At 56.4% G+C, this 16,257-nt stretch carries 11 protein-coding genes and 1 CRISPR repeat array; of the genes, 8 read left to right on the top strand and 3 right to left on the bottom strand.

Going from position 1 to position 16,257, the window contains the following annotated elements:
- Positions 1-133 precede the first annotated feature (133 nt).
- Entirely contained in the window at positions 134-805 is a 672-nt protein-coding gene (locus HALO_RS21640) for a hypothetical protein (RefSeq protein ID WP_035582734.1), read from the bottom strand.
- Between the two features lie 160 nt (positions 806-965).
- Here HALO_RS21640 and HALO_RS21635 point away from each other — a divergent pair, with 160 nt between their 5' ends.
- The 8 genes from HALO_RS21635 to cas2e all read left to right on the top strand — a co-directional run bounded on the left by HALO_RS21635 (position 966) and on the right by cas2e (position 10,385).
- Positions 966-3,644, top strand: coding sequence for a CRISPR-associated helicase/endonuclease Cas3 (locus tag HALO_RS21635; RefSeq protein WP_050714018.1), 2,679 nt, complete (start codon positions 966-968; stop codon positions 3,642-3,644).
- A 545-nt stretch (positions 3,645-4,189) separates the two neighbouring features.
- Positions 4,190-5,893, top strand: coding sequence for a type I-E CRISPR-associated protein Cse1/CasA (gene casA / locus HALO_RS21630; RefSeq protein ID WP_035582738.1), 1,704 nt, complete (start codon positions 4,190-4,192; stop codon positions 5,891-5,893).
- Positions 5,893-6,558 (top strand): type I-E CRISPR-associated protein Cse2/CasB, encoded by a 666-nt coding sequence (casB, locus tag HALO_RS21625; protein WP_050714017.1) that lies wholly within the window; start codon positions 5,893-5,895, stop codon positions 6,556-6,558. Before casA ends, casB begins: the two co-directional genes overlap by 1 nt.
- Before the next feature lie 60 nt (positions 6,559-6,618).
- Complete coding sequence (gene cas7e, locus HALO_RS21620; protein ID WP_050714016.1) at positions 6,619-7,710, top strand: type I-E CRISPR-associated protein Cas7/Cse4/CasC; 1,092 nt, start codon at positions 6,619-6,621, stop codon at positions 7,708-7,710.
- Between the two features lie 9 nt (positions 7,711-7,719).
- On the top strand, positions 7,720-8,472 hold the full coding sequence (gene cas5e, locus HALO_RS21615) for a type I-E CRISPR-associated protein Cas5/CasD (protein WP_050714015.1): 753 nt from the start codon (positions 7,720-7,722) through the stop codon (positions 8,470-8,472).
- Positions 8,472-9,161 carry a type I-E CRISPR-associated protein Cas6/Cse3/CasE gene (gene cas6e / locus HALO_RS21610; protein WP_035582746.1) on the top strand — a complete coding sequence of 230 codons (690 nt, stop codon included), beginning with the start codon at positions 8,472-8,474 and terminating at the stop codon, positions 9,159-9,161. The genes cas5e and cas6e overlap by 1 nt, the downstream gene beginning before the upstream one ends.
- A gap of 9 nt (positions 9,162-9,170) precedes the next feature.
- A complete protein-coding gene (cas1e, locus tag HALO_RS21605; protein ID WP_050714014.1) occupies positions 9,171-10,091 on the top strand; it encodes a type I-E CRISPR-associated endonuclease Cas1e in 921 nt (306 codons plus the stop codon).
- Complete coding sequence (cas2e, locus tag HALO_RS21600; RefSeq protein ID WP_035564117.1) at positions 10,092-10,385, top strand: type I-E CRISPR-associated endoribonuclease Cas2e; 294 nt, start codon at positions 10,092-10,094, stop codon at positions 10,383-10,385. It abuts the gene before it with no gap.
- Between the two features lie 110 nt (positions 10,386-10,495).
- Positions 10,496-14,368: direct repeats of the CRISPR family, unit length 29 nt; unit sequence CCGATCCCCGCGCCTGCGGGGATGAACCG.
- Between the two features lie 437 nt (positions 14,369-14,805).
- Here the strand turns inward: cas2e and HALO_RS21595 are convergent.
- Both HALO_RS21595 and HALO_RS21590 read right to left on the bottom strand, forming a co-directional pair.
- Positions 14,806-15,108, bottom strand: a complete 303-nt coding sequence (locus HALO_RS21595) for a hypothetical protein (RefSeq protein WP_050714013.1) — start codon at positions 15,106-15,108, stop codon at positions 14,806-14,808.
- A gap of 75 nt (positions 15,109-15,183) precedes the next feature.
- Entirely contained in the window at positions 15,184-16,131 is a 948-nt protein-coding gene (locus HALO_RS21590) for an alpha/beta hydrolase (RefSeq protein WP_035582753.1), read from the bottom strand.
- Between the last annotated feature and the right edge of the window lie 126 nt (positions 16,132-16,257).

Here is a 16,257-nt window from a genome sequence, read left to right as displayed (position 1 = left end):
AATAGGTTATAACATAACGTTTGGCAAAGCCAAAAAATTGCTGTGTATTTTACGCGTTCACGCCGCACTGGCAAAGATAAAGCGCTGGCGGAAAATCGCGCCAGCGCTTTAGAGGAGTAACAAGCAGAGAGAATCAGTAGCGCCAGGTAGCACCCAGCTGCTGTGGCCCCACGTTGAACGCATATTCACCGGGGATGGTAATCGGCCCTAGCGAGAGGTTAGCGGGCTGGAAGCGATTAATCGCCGAAGACGCCTGATTGGGCTGCGACCAAATTTGCAGCTCGTTAACCAGCATGCCGGTGGCAAAGTTGATAGCGCCGTCACTTTCCCGGCCATCGGCGGCAATCACCGCACCCGCCACGCCATTGACCACCAACGAGCTCACCCGGGCACCCCAGCCGCGCCGTTCGCGTTCGGCTTGGGCGAGCTGCAAGCCCAGCGCCTGCACACCGCTTAAATCGCCGCTGGCTTTCAAACGCTCATACTCGGCCAATGCCGCCGGGTGTGGCTGGCGATCCGTCAGCATACCGGCCACGGCCAGGGCTGATTTCACCACGCCCACCCGGGCATCAAAGCGGTCATCCGGATCGCTTGCCTCACTCGATTGGTACGCATTCACCGCCAGGCTGGTGCCATAAATGCCTGTCCAGCCCCACTGCCAAACGTTGGCGTGGCTGGCGCCGTTCTCAAATACCTCATCGTACTCACTCCACTGCCCATCTGTTTGTGCCTGGGCTTGTAGAGAGACAGGCATAACGACCACCAGGGTGGTCACCAACGCGGCGAGAAGACGAAAAGCATGCATGAAGAGGTGCCTATATAGGGGAGCAGTAGCGCTAAGCGTAGCACGCAAATCAAATCAGACGAGGGTGGATTCAGGGTTGGCGAAGTATGACTAAGGTCAATGGCGTGGTGGGGTGAAGAATGGTTAGATGGGGTATTGGTAAAACGGTGGAGGGGAGGCGGTGATTTACTATCACTACTGGGGAAAAGCGCAAGCTAAGGGGCAGAGTGTAGAGTGTCATCTATTGCCGTATCACAACCTAGATGTTGCTGCGGTGGGCTGGTTGCTGCTTTCGCCGGATAGACCGCTGACACAACGTCTGGCAGCGCAACTGAGTCTTGAACCTGAAGCGCTACGTCAGCTATTGGTTTTTTGGTTGGGTCTGCATGATATTGGTAAATTCTCCCGCACTTTTCAGGGGCTTTTTCAATCTTCGTCCGCGCATCTTGTTCCTCCCATTTCGCAATATATTTATAAAGTGAAGCATGACTGCTTGGGAGAAGTGTTGTGGCAAGCTAAGTCTGACGACTGGTTTATGGATGGTACATTAAAATGGCAGCATCCCTTTGGTCGCAATGAACGAAGAGCTTTGCGTGAATCTCAAGTGTTCTCTGTGCTATCCGCTCCGTTTTTTGGCCATCACGGGAAACCCGTAGCGGCAGGAAAGCATAGATTAGATGAGTTTTTTGGTAGTGACGAACACGCTGATGATGTAGAGGCAGCGCGGCAGTTTATTGCCGATTGGGCTCACATCGCTCCGCCAGCGTGGCCAATTGAGCAGCTGTCTTCTGAACAGTGGGTGTATGCCCTGCAGACGCTAAGCTGGTCAATCGCAGGCTGGGCAACCTTAAGCGACTGGCTAGGCTCTAACCAAGATCACTTTCCCTACTGTCAAAAGAGAATGCCGCTTGCCGATTATTGGCAAATTGCATTACACAATGCTGAGAAAGCATTGGAAGAAACAGGGTTTAACAAGGTTTCCCAGCCGTTGCTTTACGCTGGCATGTCATATTGGTTTGGCACGCAATCCATCACACCAACGCCCTTGCAGCAGGCTGCCGAGACAGTAGAACTCACGGATGGKCCGCAGCTGTTTATCTTGGAAGACGTCACCGGGTCAGGAAAAACCGAGGCCGCCTGTATTTTGACTCAGCGCCTATTAGCGGCAGGCCTCGGCGATGGCCTCTATTTTGCACTGCCTACCATGGCGACTTCTAACGCCATGTATTCACGGCTGGGAAATTTGCATCGCCGATTTTATACCGCTGMCTCCTCCCCCTCTTTTGTCCTTGCCCACGGTGCGCGGGATTTAAACGACGATTTTATCGCCGCCGTTGCCGCGCCTCAGCCTGCTGATTTGGATTACATCGCTAGCGAGCTGTCTGCCACCAGTCGTTGCAATCAATGGCTAGCGGATTCGCGTAAAAAGGCGCTACTGGCGGAGGTGGGCGTAGGCACCATCGMCCAAGCCTTAATGGCCATTTTACCGTTTCGCCACCAGTCGCTGCGTTTGTATGGGCTGGCGCGCAAGGTATTGGTGATTGACGAAGTTCACGCCTACGACAATTACATGCAAACACTACTCAGCCAACTACTGGCCTACCATGCCCGCCAGGGCGGTAGCGCTATTTTGCTGACTGCCACGCTCCCCCGTGCCATGCGCAGTGCCTTAATGGCTGCTTGGCAATCAGGGCTTGGGCAGCCAGCAACGAAACCACAAAAAGATGACTTTCCGTTACTGACCCATGTGAGCGAAGGGCAACCATTGGAGCTGCCGCTAGGATCGCGCAAAGAGGTGTCCAGAAGCGTTGAAGTCGCTTGGCTAACCGAAGAGGAGCAGACGATAGAAGCGGTGATAGAAGCAGTGGAGGCAGGTGAGTGTATCGCTTGGGTGCGCAATACTGTTGATGACGCTATTCGCGCATTCGAAGCTATCGCTGCCCGCCACCCTGATCCTGAACGCTGCCTGCTGTTCCACAGCCGCTTTGCCATGGTGGATAGGCAACGCATTGAGTCCCAGGTCATTGAGCGTTTAGGCAAAGACTCAACGCCTGAAATACGTAAGGGTCAAGTGTTGATCAGTACCCAGGTATTTCAGGAGTCTCTCGACTGCGATGTCGATGTGATGATCAGCGATATTGCACCCATTGATCTGCTTATCCAGCGTGCAGGCCGCTTACAGCGCCACCAGCGTGGGGAGCGCTGTAAGCCACGCCTGCTGGTACTAGCGCCGCCATGGGCGGATGATCCCGATGAACATTGGCTCAAGCGCACGCTGCCAGGCACCCAGGCGGTTTATCGCGACACATCGTTAAGCTGGTTAACCCAGCGAATGCTGCGTCGTTTGGGAGCAATCCGTATGCCCGAAGAGGCGAGAGATCTTATTGAAGGCGTTTACGGCCAAGGCATAGACGATATTCCCGATACATTGCAACAAGGCCGCATTGAGCAAAGCAGCATACAGAGAGCGTCTGGTTCACTCGCCACTTATAACGCACTCGATCTTGCTGAAGGTTACACAAAAAGTGATCAGTGGCAGGAAGAGCAAGAGATAGGAACACGGCTGATGGATGAGCCCACGGTTAATGTCGTGCTGCTGTTACTCACCGGTGATAACGAGCTGGCGCTATGGGCGAGAGGGAGTAGCCATGCCGATATGCTCAGCCAAGTGAAGCTTCGCCAAAGCCAAGCCTCCAAGTTAGCACCGCTGCCGGGCCGATATGAAGGCCAGTGGGTAGCCATTCAAGAGCGTTATAAAGCATTGAAATATAGCCAACCCTGGCTTGCCAGTGATGATCCTGATTGCAGCTACGATGCCGAATGGGGGGTTAGGCTTGGCAATAAGGAGCAGGCGCCTTGAGGCGTTCAGTGCTTTTTGGTTAAAGGCACAGGCTCCTTTAATTCTTCTAAGTAATCCCCGCAGGTGCGGGGAACGTGCTTCGACTCTGGACAGAACCGGTTGATCTCCGCTGGCGCAGAGAATGAGCATCTTATATCAAAGTTGACAGTTTCCGCATGGGGAGAACATACTGCTCAAGCATTCAGAGTTTCAATCCATCGAATCTGGATAGAACCTTATTTTTATGAATGCATAGAGCGGCGACATATCACCGAACCATGCATTGTTACTCGCACCAACAAGTTACGGTTTTCGGTGCTGCTACGCAAGCAGGTGTCGCTTAATTCGGACTTAACTCCTTCGAAGGGAGACAGAAATGATTTTTCGACGCTACCGGAAGACAAAAAGCGGAAAAGTTCTAGATGCTCATGACTACGGATATCAAGCATGGCCAATTMCCCCTCGGCCAGCACGAAAAGGTAAAAAACCAAAGAAATAGTTGATTGTATCGGCTGGTCTCAGCAATGAGATCAGCTTTTTTAATTTTGAGCATTTCTGAGGTACTAATGAATCTACTTAATGACCCGTGGTTGCCCTTTCTACTGAGCAATGGGGAGGTGGAGTATCACCCGCCTTCGGCGATAGCGGATCCTGACGTCATCAATCTTGCTCTTCCGCGAGCAGACTTCCAGGGGGCGGCCTACCAGTTCCTGATAGGCCTGTTGCAAACCGCACTGCCGCCGAAAACTCATGACGACTGGCTTGATTGGTTAATGGAGCCACCCAGTGTGAATGCGTTGGATAAAGCATTCACGCCTTTCAGTAGCGCTTTTGAAATGGACGGCGATGGCCCTCGCTTTATGCAGGACCTTGATCCGCTGGACGATGTCAAAAACGCCACTATAAGCGGTCTATTGATTGATGCCCCTGGTGCCAATGGTATCAAGAATAATACCGATTTCTTCGTGAAACGGGGCCGCGTTGATGTGATGTGCGAGTCTTGCGCGGCCATAGCGCTTTACACCATGCAGATTAATGCTCCTGCGGGCGGTGCCGGTATTCGGGTAGGGCTTCGGGGCGGTGGCCCGCTGACCACACTGGTCATGCCGGAGTTATCCACAGCTAGCTTGTGGGAAAGGTTGTGGCTAAACGTCATTACGGTGAAAGAAACTACCCAGAAGGGACAGCAGTGGACAGCGCCACATCCTGAAGAGCCTTCGCTATTTTTCTGGATGGCTAATACTCGGGTAAGTGACAAAAAAGGCACCGAAGTGCTGCCTGAAAATACCCACCCACTGCACTCTTACTGGTCAATGCCGCGTCGTTTCCGGCTTCTATTTGAAGAAGTGGACGGTTGCCCGTGCGATATATGCGGGCGGAAAACGCAGCGAGTGGTGCGTGAGCTCCGCGCTAAAAAACAGGGAGCCAACTACGATGGCCCTTGGCTGCACCCGCTGACACCTTACCGACGTGACCCCAAGAGACCTAATGAGTTGCCGCTTTCCAGCAAAGGCCAGCCTGGTGGCCTGGGTTATCGGCATTGGTCCGGCTTCGTGCTCAATGACGAAGATAACAGTGGTGCTATAGCGGCAGCAGTGTTGAAAAGCTATATCGATGGCAAGCAACCGCTAGTGACACAAGAGCGACGTTTCGATGAGGACATCCAGGCGCTGCTAAGAGAGGCGCGTCTATGGGTGTTTGGCTACGACATGGACAACATGAAGCCGCGTGGTTGGTACAGCGTCGAAATGCCCCTGGTAGACATTCCACAGGGTCAGCAAGAAAGGCTACGTGCCTGGGTTCACCAACTGAACGAGCTGTCGCGCAATGTCGCCTGGATGGTGCGTACTCAGGTTAAAAACGCTTGGTTCTCACGGCCATCGGATGCCAAGGGCGATATGAGCGCTATTGATAACCAATTTTACGATGCAACCGAGCCTGAATTTTTTAAAGCGTTGCTAGCCCTTCAGCAGATGCTGCAACAAGACTCGCCACCACCGCATATCCCTTCCGACATTGCTGAGCGTTGGTACTTAGCCCTTAAGCGTGAAGCCATGCGTGTATTCGAAGACCTAGCTCTAAGCGGTTCCCAGGAAAGCATGAACCTTGAACGCGCTACTGCTGCCCATCGGCAGTTGCAAAGCTTTCTTAGTGGCAAGAGCAAAGGTAGCAAAGTGGTGAGTGACTTTATCCAACAGGGTGATTTTGACCCCTCCGCTAAGGCCAAGATTAATACGGCCTCTGCTGCAACAACGACAGGAGACGCCTGATGAGTGATGTGGAGACGCCGGAAACAATCGAAAAAGAAGATATTTTGTCCGAGGCGGAGAAAAAAGCGCTAGTTGCTTTGAAGTTGGATGAAGCCGTTGCCTTACGCCGTTGGTGGCAGCGGTTGACGCTAACCCCACAGACTTTGAAAGCATTGACCCCTCAGCCATCACTGCCCCGTGGTGTACGAGCGGTACTGCGCCGCTGTGATACCGCCGAGGCCGCCATGCTAACCCAGGGTTTTCGTGAGCTATGGGCGATGCTGCCTGAGACGACGAAGCAAACGGATTATCGCGATGAAAAGCTACAAGTGTGGTCATGTATTGCGTTAATAGCTGCGGAGTTGCGTGAAGAAAAGAAGGGCGCATCGTTAGCCTCGCGTCTTGGCCAGCAAAAAGAGCAAACCGTTAAGCCCTTGATGAGCGAGCTGCGTTTTCAACAGCTACTTTCCTGCCGAACGCCGGAAGAATTTATTCAGCGCTTACGCCGAGCGCTGGCGCTTGCGGATAAGAAAGATATCAGTGTCGTACTGCTGGCGAGTGTTATCGCKCTCTGGKGGCGCGAGCATCGTGGACGTTTATCTGCCAAGCCTACTCACCGGCTTGGATTTGTACTGGCAAATGACTATTTCGCCGCAACGTCTCGCTATAGCCATCGCAATGACTGATTTTTACGACTGACTATCACCCTTTCTAGCTTCATATAGACATCACGAACGGAGTTATCTATGAGCCACTTTATTCAACTGCACCTGCTGACTTCTTATCCGCCAGCCAACCTGAACCGCGATGATTTAGGCCGCCCCAAAACTGCTTTGATGGGTGGGGCAAAGCGCCTACGCGTTTCGTCACAAAGCCTCAAGCGCACGTGGCGTACCTCTACGCTCTTTGAAGAAGTATTGGCTGGGCATGTGGGTMCGCGTACCAAGCGTTTAGGTTCAGAAGCCTATAAAGAAATGACAGATAAAGGTCTGGATGAAAAAATCGCAGCGGCCAGTGCAGAAAAAATAGCCAGCGTGTTTGGCAGTTTGCGCAAAATAGAAAAAGGCCAAGCAAAAGAGTTTGAAATTGAGCAGTTGGTGCATGTTGGCCGAGAGGAACGTCAAGCGATCAGCGATCTAGTGACGACGTTGGCGAAAGAGAATCGTGAGCCCAACGAGGACGAGCTGGATCTTCTACGCCATAATCCCGCTGCTGCCGATGTGGCTCTATTTGGCCGAATGTTAGCCTCTAAGCCTAAATATAACGTCGATGCCGCCTGCCAAGTCGCCCACGCGATTACTGTGCATGCTGCCGAAGTGGAAGACGATTACTTTACCGCTGTTGACGACTTAAACACGGGTGATAAAGACCGCGGCGCGGCACATATTGGTGAATCTGGCTTTGGGGCCGGATTGTTCTATCTGTATATCTGCATTGACCGCCAGCAACTGGTTGAGAATCTGCAGGGAAATAGTGAATTAGCCGACCAAGCGATTGCGGCATTGGTGGAGGCTGCGGTTAAAACGTCTCCCAAGGGCAAACAAAACAGCTTTGGTTCCCGCGCCCACGCGAGCTATGTACTGGCGGAAAAGGGCTACCAGCAGCCGCGTTCACTTTCTACTGCTTACCTGCGGCCCGTGACAGGCCAGGATCAAACGCTTGATGCGATCAAGAGCCTGGAGCGCCAAGCTCAAGCCTTTGATGATGCTTATGAAGCAGGCGCTGACAGCCGCTTTGTAATCAGTGCCGAACCTGACTATGAAAAACCGCAGTTGAAAGGCGACATTAAGAAAGGGAATCTTGCTGAACTGATCGCTTTCTTAAAAACCGACCAGTAAGGGGGCGGCATGACCGACTATCTTATTTTTCGGCTCTATGCGCCGCTTGCCAGTTGGGGGGAGGCTGCCGTTGGTGAAACGCGCCCCACGGCAACTTATCCTGGCAAAGGCGCCGTGCTTGGTTTGCTCGGCGCAGCGCTGGGAATTCGCCGAGACGATGATGCAGGCCAGGCGCAGCTGCGTGACAGTATTGCCATGGGAGTAAAGCAGTACACGCCTGGCTTACTGATGCGGGACTACCACACGGTGCAGATGCCCGCCTCGCAGGCAAAAGKGAGCTATCGCACTCGAAAAGAAGAGCTGAGCGCGCCGCGTGATGCGCTGAAAACTATACTATCCAGCCGGGACTATCGCTGTGATGGTCTATGGACAGTGGCCGTCTGGTTAACGCCAGCGGCAACCCTAACGCTTTCTGAGCTTGAGCAAGCGCTCAAAACACCCTATTACCCACTTTATCTAGGGCGCAAATCCTGCCCGCCCGCTGCGCCGCTTGCCCCTCAGCGGCGGCAGTGCAGCACGCTTAAAGAAGCGCTTGATATGGCATTTCCTGCACTGGCGTTCAACGGTCGAGAAGACAAAACGGTACTTCGCTTTCCTGATGAAGCCTTATATGCCTGGGAAGGTGAAGCCGGTAGGTTAGATGGTAATGATCAAACGGCAGAGTACAACGATGTGTGGGATTTGCCGCTAAATCGACGCCGCTGGCAGTTTGGCCCCCGGTTAGAGTTTCGCCGGGCCATAGCAGCAGAGGAGGCGCGCTAATGTATCTCTCACGCGTACGTGTTGACCTGAACGGGCTCTCCCGAGAAAAGCTGTTTGATGTTATGAATGCTGAAGCCTATACGGCTCACCAGCTTTTATGGCAGCTATTCCCCGACTACGAAGGGCCGCGACCCTTTATTTTTCGGCAAGAGCTGGAAGAAGTCGAAGAGAGTAAAGGCCCTAAAGGACTACCACTATTTTACGTTCTTTCAGATCGTGAACCTGCATCAGTGGCAGGCTTACTGACTGCAGAGAGCAAACCCTACGCGCCAGAACTCAAAGCGGGCGATACGCTAGCATTTCGCCTACGCGCTAACCCCACAATGGCGATTTCCGTGCCTGGACAACGTGGCCAGCGTGCCGATGTGTTGATGGCGGCCAAAAAGCCATTCCCTCCGGGGCAGCGCACCAGCCAAGCCTGTGTTGATGCGATGAATGGCAAAGCCCGTGAGTGGCTCGAAAACCGCGCTGAAACATGGGGCTTTAGCTTGCCGGTTACGCCAGAGTTGGGTGCCTACCGCCAGCATGTGCTGAATAAAGGGAGCGGCAAGCCGGTTCAGTTCTCAACGGTGGATTACGAAGGCCTGCTGGAAGTTACCAATCCAGGAAAGCTAGTCGAAACAATGGCCCACGGCATTGGGCGGGCCAAGGCATTTGGTGGTGGTTTGCTACTACTGCGCCGACCTTAGGAGACCAACATGGGCTTTATTCCGCTAAAGCCCATTCCCGAAAAAGACCGAATGTCGATGATTTTTATCGGGATGGGGCAGATAGATGTACGCGACGGTGCTTTTGTCGTCATAGATGAAGTGAATGGCGAGCGCATGCATATCCCGGTGGGTTCGGTGGCTTGTCTGTTGCTTGAACCGGGTACGCGGGTTTCACATGCCGCTATAAAGCTGGCGGCTACGGTAGGAACATTACTGATTTGGGTAGGGGATGCTGGCGTACGGCTTTATAGCGCTGGCCAACCGGGTGGCGCGCGGTCAGATAAATTGCTCTATCAGGCGCAGCTGGCGTTGGATGAAAAGCTACGCCTTAAAGTAGTGCGAAAGATGTTTGAACTGCGTTTTGGTGAAGAGCCGCCTTCGCGTCGCAGCATCGAGCAACTGCGTGGTATGGAGGGCGCAAGGGTGCGCAAAACATATCAACTGTTAGCTAAACAGTATGGCGTTAAATGGAACGGACGCCGTTATGACCCTAAGCAGTGGGATGCTTCCGATGTTGCCAACMAATGCCTATCATCGGCAACCGCCTGCCTATACGGAATAACCGAAGCCGCTATTTTGGCAGCTGGCTACGCCCCAGCGATTGGGTATCTGCACACCGGCAAGCCGTTGAGTTTTGTGTACGATATTGCCGACATCGTGAAGTTTGAAACCGTAGTACCAGCGGCCTTTAGAGTCGCTGCGCGCAATCCGCCCATGCCGGAAAGGGAGGTTCGTATCGCCTGCCGCGATGCGTTCAAGCAGTCGCGCATACTCCAGCGCTTAATTCCTATGATCGAAGATGTGCTGGCCGCAGGCGATATACAGCCGCCACCGCCAGCACCCGACGCGGTTCCACCTGCCATTCCAGAACCACCATCGGTCGGCAATGCCGGGCACAGGAGCGGATAAATGGCGATGCTCGTGGTAATTACAGAAGCTGTGCCGCCGCGCCTGCGTGGCAGGTTAGCGGTATGGCTATTAGAAATCAGAGCAGGTGTCTACGTTGGCGATGTTAGCAGGCGTATTCGTGAAATGATTTGGGAACAGGTCGAGGCCCTAGCCGAAGATGGCAACGTGGCAATGGCCTGGGCCAGCAACCATGAATCCGGTTTTGAATTCCAAACCTATGGAGAAAACCGCCGCGAACCCGTCGACCATGACGGGTTACGTTTGGTGCGCTTTTTACCGCCACAAGTTAACTAGCTGATTTTATTGGATCTTTAAAAATTTAAGATGGTTAAAAAGTAAGCAAAATAGCTGGTAGAATTTTTATCTGCTATTTTCTTCTTGTAGATCAACTGTCTACGACAAGTCCGATCCCCGCGCCTGCGGGGATGAACCGTATCCTTCCAGCCTGGAGTGGCTCCCTTTGCGCCGATCCCCGCGCCTGCGGGGATGAACCGCCTGCCCATGAGCCTGAACGCCTGCAGCAGTTCCGATCCCCGCGCCTGCGGGGATGAACCGCTGTTCGCGCGGATCCAGGAAGGCGAAGTGAACCGATCCCCGCGCCTGCGGGGATGAACCGTTTGAAGGGCGACCTGCAGGCGACGTCTGCAGCCGATCCCCGCGCCTGCGGGGATGAACCGAACKGGAAGCCGCGATTATAACGGGCCGCTTTCCGATCCCCGCGCCTGCGGGGATGAACCGCGAAACAACGTGACCGACGCCGTTGCGGGTTACCGATCCCCGCGCCTGCGGGGATGAACCGCGTTAGGGGTTTCCAGCGTCCAGTATTCGCGCCCGATCCCCGCGCCTGCGGGGATGAACCACTGCACACACTGCCCATGGAAGCGCTCAGCGCCCGATCCCCGCGCCTGCGGGGATGAACCGATGGCAATTTCAGCAATGCCGCCATCACGGGCCCGATCCCCGCGCCTGCGGGGATGAACCGGCTAACTGATGCCAGAGATCACTAACTTTGAGCCGATCCCCGCGCCTGCGGGGATGAACCGGTTGCCGCGCCTATCGCTATACCGTTTATTTCCCGATCCCCGCGCCTGCGGGGATGAACCGATAGAATTACTGGCGCTTGCTAGTGATTTCACCCGATCCCCGCGCCTGCGGGGATGAACCGCGGCCAGAAGGCACAGCGCGCAAGCGTTTCAACCGATCCCCGCGCCTGCGGGGATGAACCGCGTTATTTAACGCTGCCGTTAACGATGAATTCCCGATCCCCGCGCCTGCGGGGATGAACCGACGGAATGCGCCGCTACGCGGTGTTTAGCGACCCGATCCCCGCGCCTGCGGGGATGAACCGCCGCCGCTGCAGCCATGAAAATGATGATGCCTCCGATCCCCGCGCCTGCGGGGATGAACCGGTTGTGTCGTGTTGGGTGCGGGCGTCTATCATCCGATCCCCGCGCCTGCGGGGATGAACCGGGTGCGTAGCGTTTTGATGGTGTGTTGGTCGACCGATCCCCGCGCCTGCGGGGATGAACCGACGMCGTGCTAATGACCTTGATGGTCTGGTGTCCGATCCCCGCGCCTGCGGGGATGAACCGTGCGCGATGAGTCCATCGAACCCCCGATGATCCCGATCCCCGCGCCTGCGGGGATGAACCGCGCCAGCAATAGCAGCAACGAGCCGCCATAAACCGATCCCCGCGCCTGCGGGGATGAACCGCAAATTGTTGAGCGCCGCATCTTCATGAAGCGCCGATCCCCGCGCCTGCGGGGATGAACCGTATTTCAGCCCGCGCTGGATATGGTTAAAAAGCCGATCCCCGCGCCTGCGGGGATGAACCGCATCTGCCTGTGGGGAAATGCCTTTGTAGAAACCGATCCCCGCGCCTGCGGGGATGAACCGGCAAGTGGGCACGTGAAAGAAAGCTGATAACGCCGATCCCCGCGCCTGCGGGGATGAACCGCGCGTTACGTGGCTGCGTCACCCTGCTAGCGGCCGATCCCCGCGCCTGCGGGGATGAACCGTACTGAACGGCCTGCCCGAGAACTACCTCGGCGCCGATCCCCGCGCCTGCGGGGATGAACCGAGTGACCGCTGCCGGYGAACCGCTGTCTAGCTCCGATCCCCGCGCCTGCGGGGATGAACCGCAGCTCTTGCTCATTAGTGATTTGGGCTTTCACCGATCCCCGCGCCTGCGGGGATGAACCGCGGTGGTGCTTCTTCCGCGAGGCCTAGGCGTTCCGATCCCCGCGCCTGCGGGGATGAACCGGCGAGGTGATCAATAAGGGTGATTTTGTGATCCCGATCCCCGCGCCTGCGGGGATGAACCGCGTTAGCCCGGCAGCACAAGGCACATTCCAGACCGATCCCCGCGCCTGCGGGGATGAACCGCTGTTGCCGCCCGAGCTATGGCAATCATGGCCCCGATCCCCGCGCCTGCGGGGATGAACCGAGTTCACGCCGGGCGGCATCCACTATCTGGAACCGATCCCCGCGCCTGCGGGGATGAACCGGCGGAGGAACTGATCCCATTGGCCCGCATTGGCCGATCCCCGCGCCTGCGGGGATGAACCGCGTAACCAGGCCAACGGGCGCAGCGACCGGCTCCGATCCCCGCGCCTGCGGGGATGAACCGTCACCATCACCCAAATCGGCTTCACCGCCMCCCCGATCCCCGCGCCTGCGGGGATGAACCGTCGCCACCGCCATCGCCGCAGATTCTGCCGCCCCGATCCCCGCGCCTGCGGGGATGAACCGCATCACTATCGCATTGAGCAGTACCAGTKCGCCCGATCCCCGCGCCTGCGGGGATGAACCGGKGGCGGCATGGACGGCCCCATCGAAGTCGACCCGATCCCCGCGCCTGCGGGGATGAACCGTATTCTTACACTTTCTCACGCTGGTCTAATGGCCGATCCCCGCGCCTGCGGGGATGAACCGTGGGCGCTCGGYGTTCAGAAACTGGGTGTTGRCCGATCCCCGCGCCKGCGGGGATGAACCGTATATGGTCATTATCATTACCGATGAAAACGACCGATCCCCGCGCCTGCGGGGATGAACCGTCTTTGGAGTAGGACGYATTGAGGATGCGCACCCGATCCCCGCGCCTGCGGGGATGAACCGCAATGTGTTTATTTCCAGTATGCCGGGTCAAACCGATCCCCGCGCCTGCGGGGATGAACCGCCTGACCATTGGAGCGTGTCAGTAAGACAGCTCCGATCCCCGCGCCTGCGGAGATGAACCGATGGCGAACAGGTCGCGTACGGGTGAGTGCTTCCGATCCCCGCGCCTGCGGGGATGAACCGGATGGGCGGCCGCCTTCTGGGCCCGAGGGTATCCGATCCCCGCGCCTGCGGGGATGAACCGGCGCCATGGGGGTGCTGGGTTCAGCGGTTGATCCGATCCCCGCGCCTGCGGGGATGAACCGCGATGAGCAAAGTGCTTTAGCGTCGAGCCTGGCCGATCCCCGCGCCTGCGGGGATGAACCGCATCTAGCCGTGCCCATGGAATATGGGTGTCACCGATCCCCGCGCCYGCGGGGATGAACCGCGCCCACGCCACCACCTGAACCCCGCTCGCCCCCGATCCCCGCGCCTGCGGGGATGAACCGATCGATGGCGCGGTAGCGCTAATCATGGCCATCTGATCCCCGCGCCTGCGGGGATGAACCGATCGATGGCGCGGTAGCGCTAATCATGGCCATCTGATCCCCGCGCCTGCGGGGATGAACCGGTTCTTTTGTGCGATTCCGGTGCGCAAATTATCCGATCCCCGCGACTGCGAGGATGAACCGCCCACGTCGGCATCAAGTCAGGCCTAACCGTCCCGATCCCCGCGCCTGCGGGGATGAACCGAATCTGGAGCGCTGGCGAGGGATTGCKGAGCGCCGATCCCCGCGCCTGCGGGGATGAACCGCTGGGCGCAGCACCAAGCGCCAAACCAAGCAACCGATCCCCGCGCCTGCGGGGATGAACCGGCAGAAACGCCCGCCGCCTACGTGTATCTGGCCCGATCCCCGCGCCTGCGGGGATGAACTGATAATGGGTTGGTTTGCCAGTTGCCACCGMCGCCGATCCTCGCGCCTGCGGGGATGAACCGCCGATCATCACGCCGCAAATCATTCAGGAAGACCGATCCCCGTGCCTGTGGGGATGAGCCGATCCATGGCTATGAGGCGATAGGTGACAACTTCCGATCCCTGCACGGGCGGGGATGAACCGAGATTGCTTTCGAGAAAGTGCATCGCGATTATCCGCTCCCCGCACGAGCGGGGATGAACCGAGGTGTTCGTAATGGCTGAATTAGCAGGCAATCCGATCCCCGCGCTTATAGGGATGAGCTGCTCATGTGGCGAAAGAACCTCATTGAGATAGATGGTCGTGGTTAGACCTGAGATATGTGCCCGTGGCACCGCTGCGCGGTGCTTTCGCGGGTGCGCCTTAGGCTTACCACGCGCTACTCGAAAGTGCATGATCCGTCATGTGTGGCAAAGTCGGTGTTGCCATATAGGCAGTTCATAAAGCTTTGCCAGCGGCGTTAGCTCCCACCTCAGAGTTCGCTGCCGCCCAGCCAGTATGGCTATAGACTTAAGGTATGTGCACCTGGCACCGCTGTGCGGGTGCGCTGACGATACTCGATGTGTTGCTTGGTTGTTTAGCTTTGCGCGGAAAAGCCACCGTGTTAGTGGCTGGTGTGGTTAGTTTAGAAAATGCTAATCTTTAATCTTCTTGTGTGGGTGTTTCCATGGCGCGTTTGTCGTCGGGTACGCGGACGATGTGGCCGACTTCGAGCTTGTGATGGCTTTGGTGGCGGCCGCCTTTGGTGTCGATGRTGGCGGCGACTTCGCCGATGCTGACGGCGTCATCTTCTCGGTAGGCTTCTACTTTGACGCGCACCATGGCGCCTTGATAGCGGGCGGAAATAATGTCGCCTGGGTCGGGGGCGTTGTGATCAGGGTCGTTTTTAAAGTACTCAGCTACGCTGGCGCTGCCGGGTTCGTCCCATTCGATATGCTGGTGCATCGCTGTCTTCCTTGTGTTGGAAAGTGCTTTGAAGGGTATTGCTTTAGTGTAGTGCGCTCAACCGCTTACTTCCTCCTAGTCTTCTTCAGCCTGTGCTTCAACGACCGGCTGGCCCACGTACTGAAATAGAAAGTTGAGCGCTGCCGGTAGGCTGGCGCGCCATACCTGCCATGTGTGGCCGCCGGGGTAGAGATCAAGGCGCACATCGTTGGGCTGAATGCGTTCCATGGCTTGGCGCAGGATGCGGGCGTGAAATTCAGCGTCGTAAACGTCGCTACGCCCGGCGCTGATATACAGCGGTACGGGGGAGAGGTCGCCCTCTTCTTCAGTGCCGCGGGGTGTCACGCGCAGGCGGTACTCTTCCAAATGTTCAACGTAGTTAAGGGATTTCCATAGCTCGCGATCAAATTGCCCCTGGTCATTGCGAAAGGCCGGGTGGCGCCAGGCGGAGGAGTTACGCGGTGGCAGGGGAGCATAGCTTGCGGGGCTTAACGCGGCCACTGCGGCAAACAGTTCAGGCCGTTCCAGGGCAAAATTGAGCGCGCCGTAGCCGCCAGCGGAGAGCCCTGCCACGCCACGCAAGTGGCGCTCTTGTCCCACACGGTAGGTCGCTTCTATGTGGGGCATTAGGTCGTTAAAAAATGCGCTGCGGGCGGGCTCATTGTGGCCATCCACCCACCAACTGCGGCTGCCGGGCATAACGAACACCGCCGGAGGAATATGCCCGGCGCGAATTAACCTATCTGCCACCTGCTGTAAGTTGCCGCGGGAAACCCAGTCGCGGTCGGTGCCAAACGAGCCGTGCAGCATATAAACGACCGGATAAGCGTCGGTCATTTGGTCGTCATAATGGTCGGGTAAATAAACGCTATAGGGGTAGTCGTACCCAAGCGTGGGTGAGAAAAACTGATGGTGTTCAACCTCGCTGGCTAAACTGTGGCCGCTAAACGTTAGCCAGCCAATAAACGCGGTGAGTAGGGCGTTACATCGGTACGAGAGTAGCGGTAGTTTGGGGATGAACACGTTTCCTCCGGGAATTAAAACTGTTCAATAGGGTCGGACAGCGTGAAGGCCCTCATTGTTCATCATAGCCATATAAGACAGTCAGTTAGCATAGTCATTCATCATCGCCATTCAAAATGCCAGGGT

Source organism: Halomonas sp. R57-5, from assembly GCF_900070345.1.
GTDB classification, from domain to species: Bacteria; Pseudomonadota; Gammaproteobacteria; order Pseudomonadales; family Halomonadaceae; genus Vreelandella; species Vreelandella ventosae_B.
This window is presented reverse-complemented; position numbering and strand designations above follow the sequence as displayed.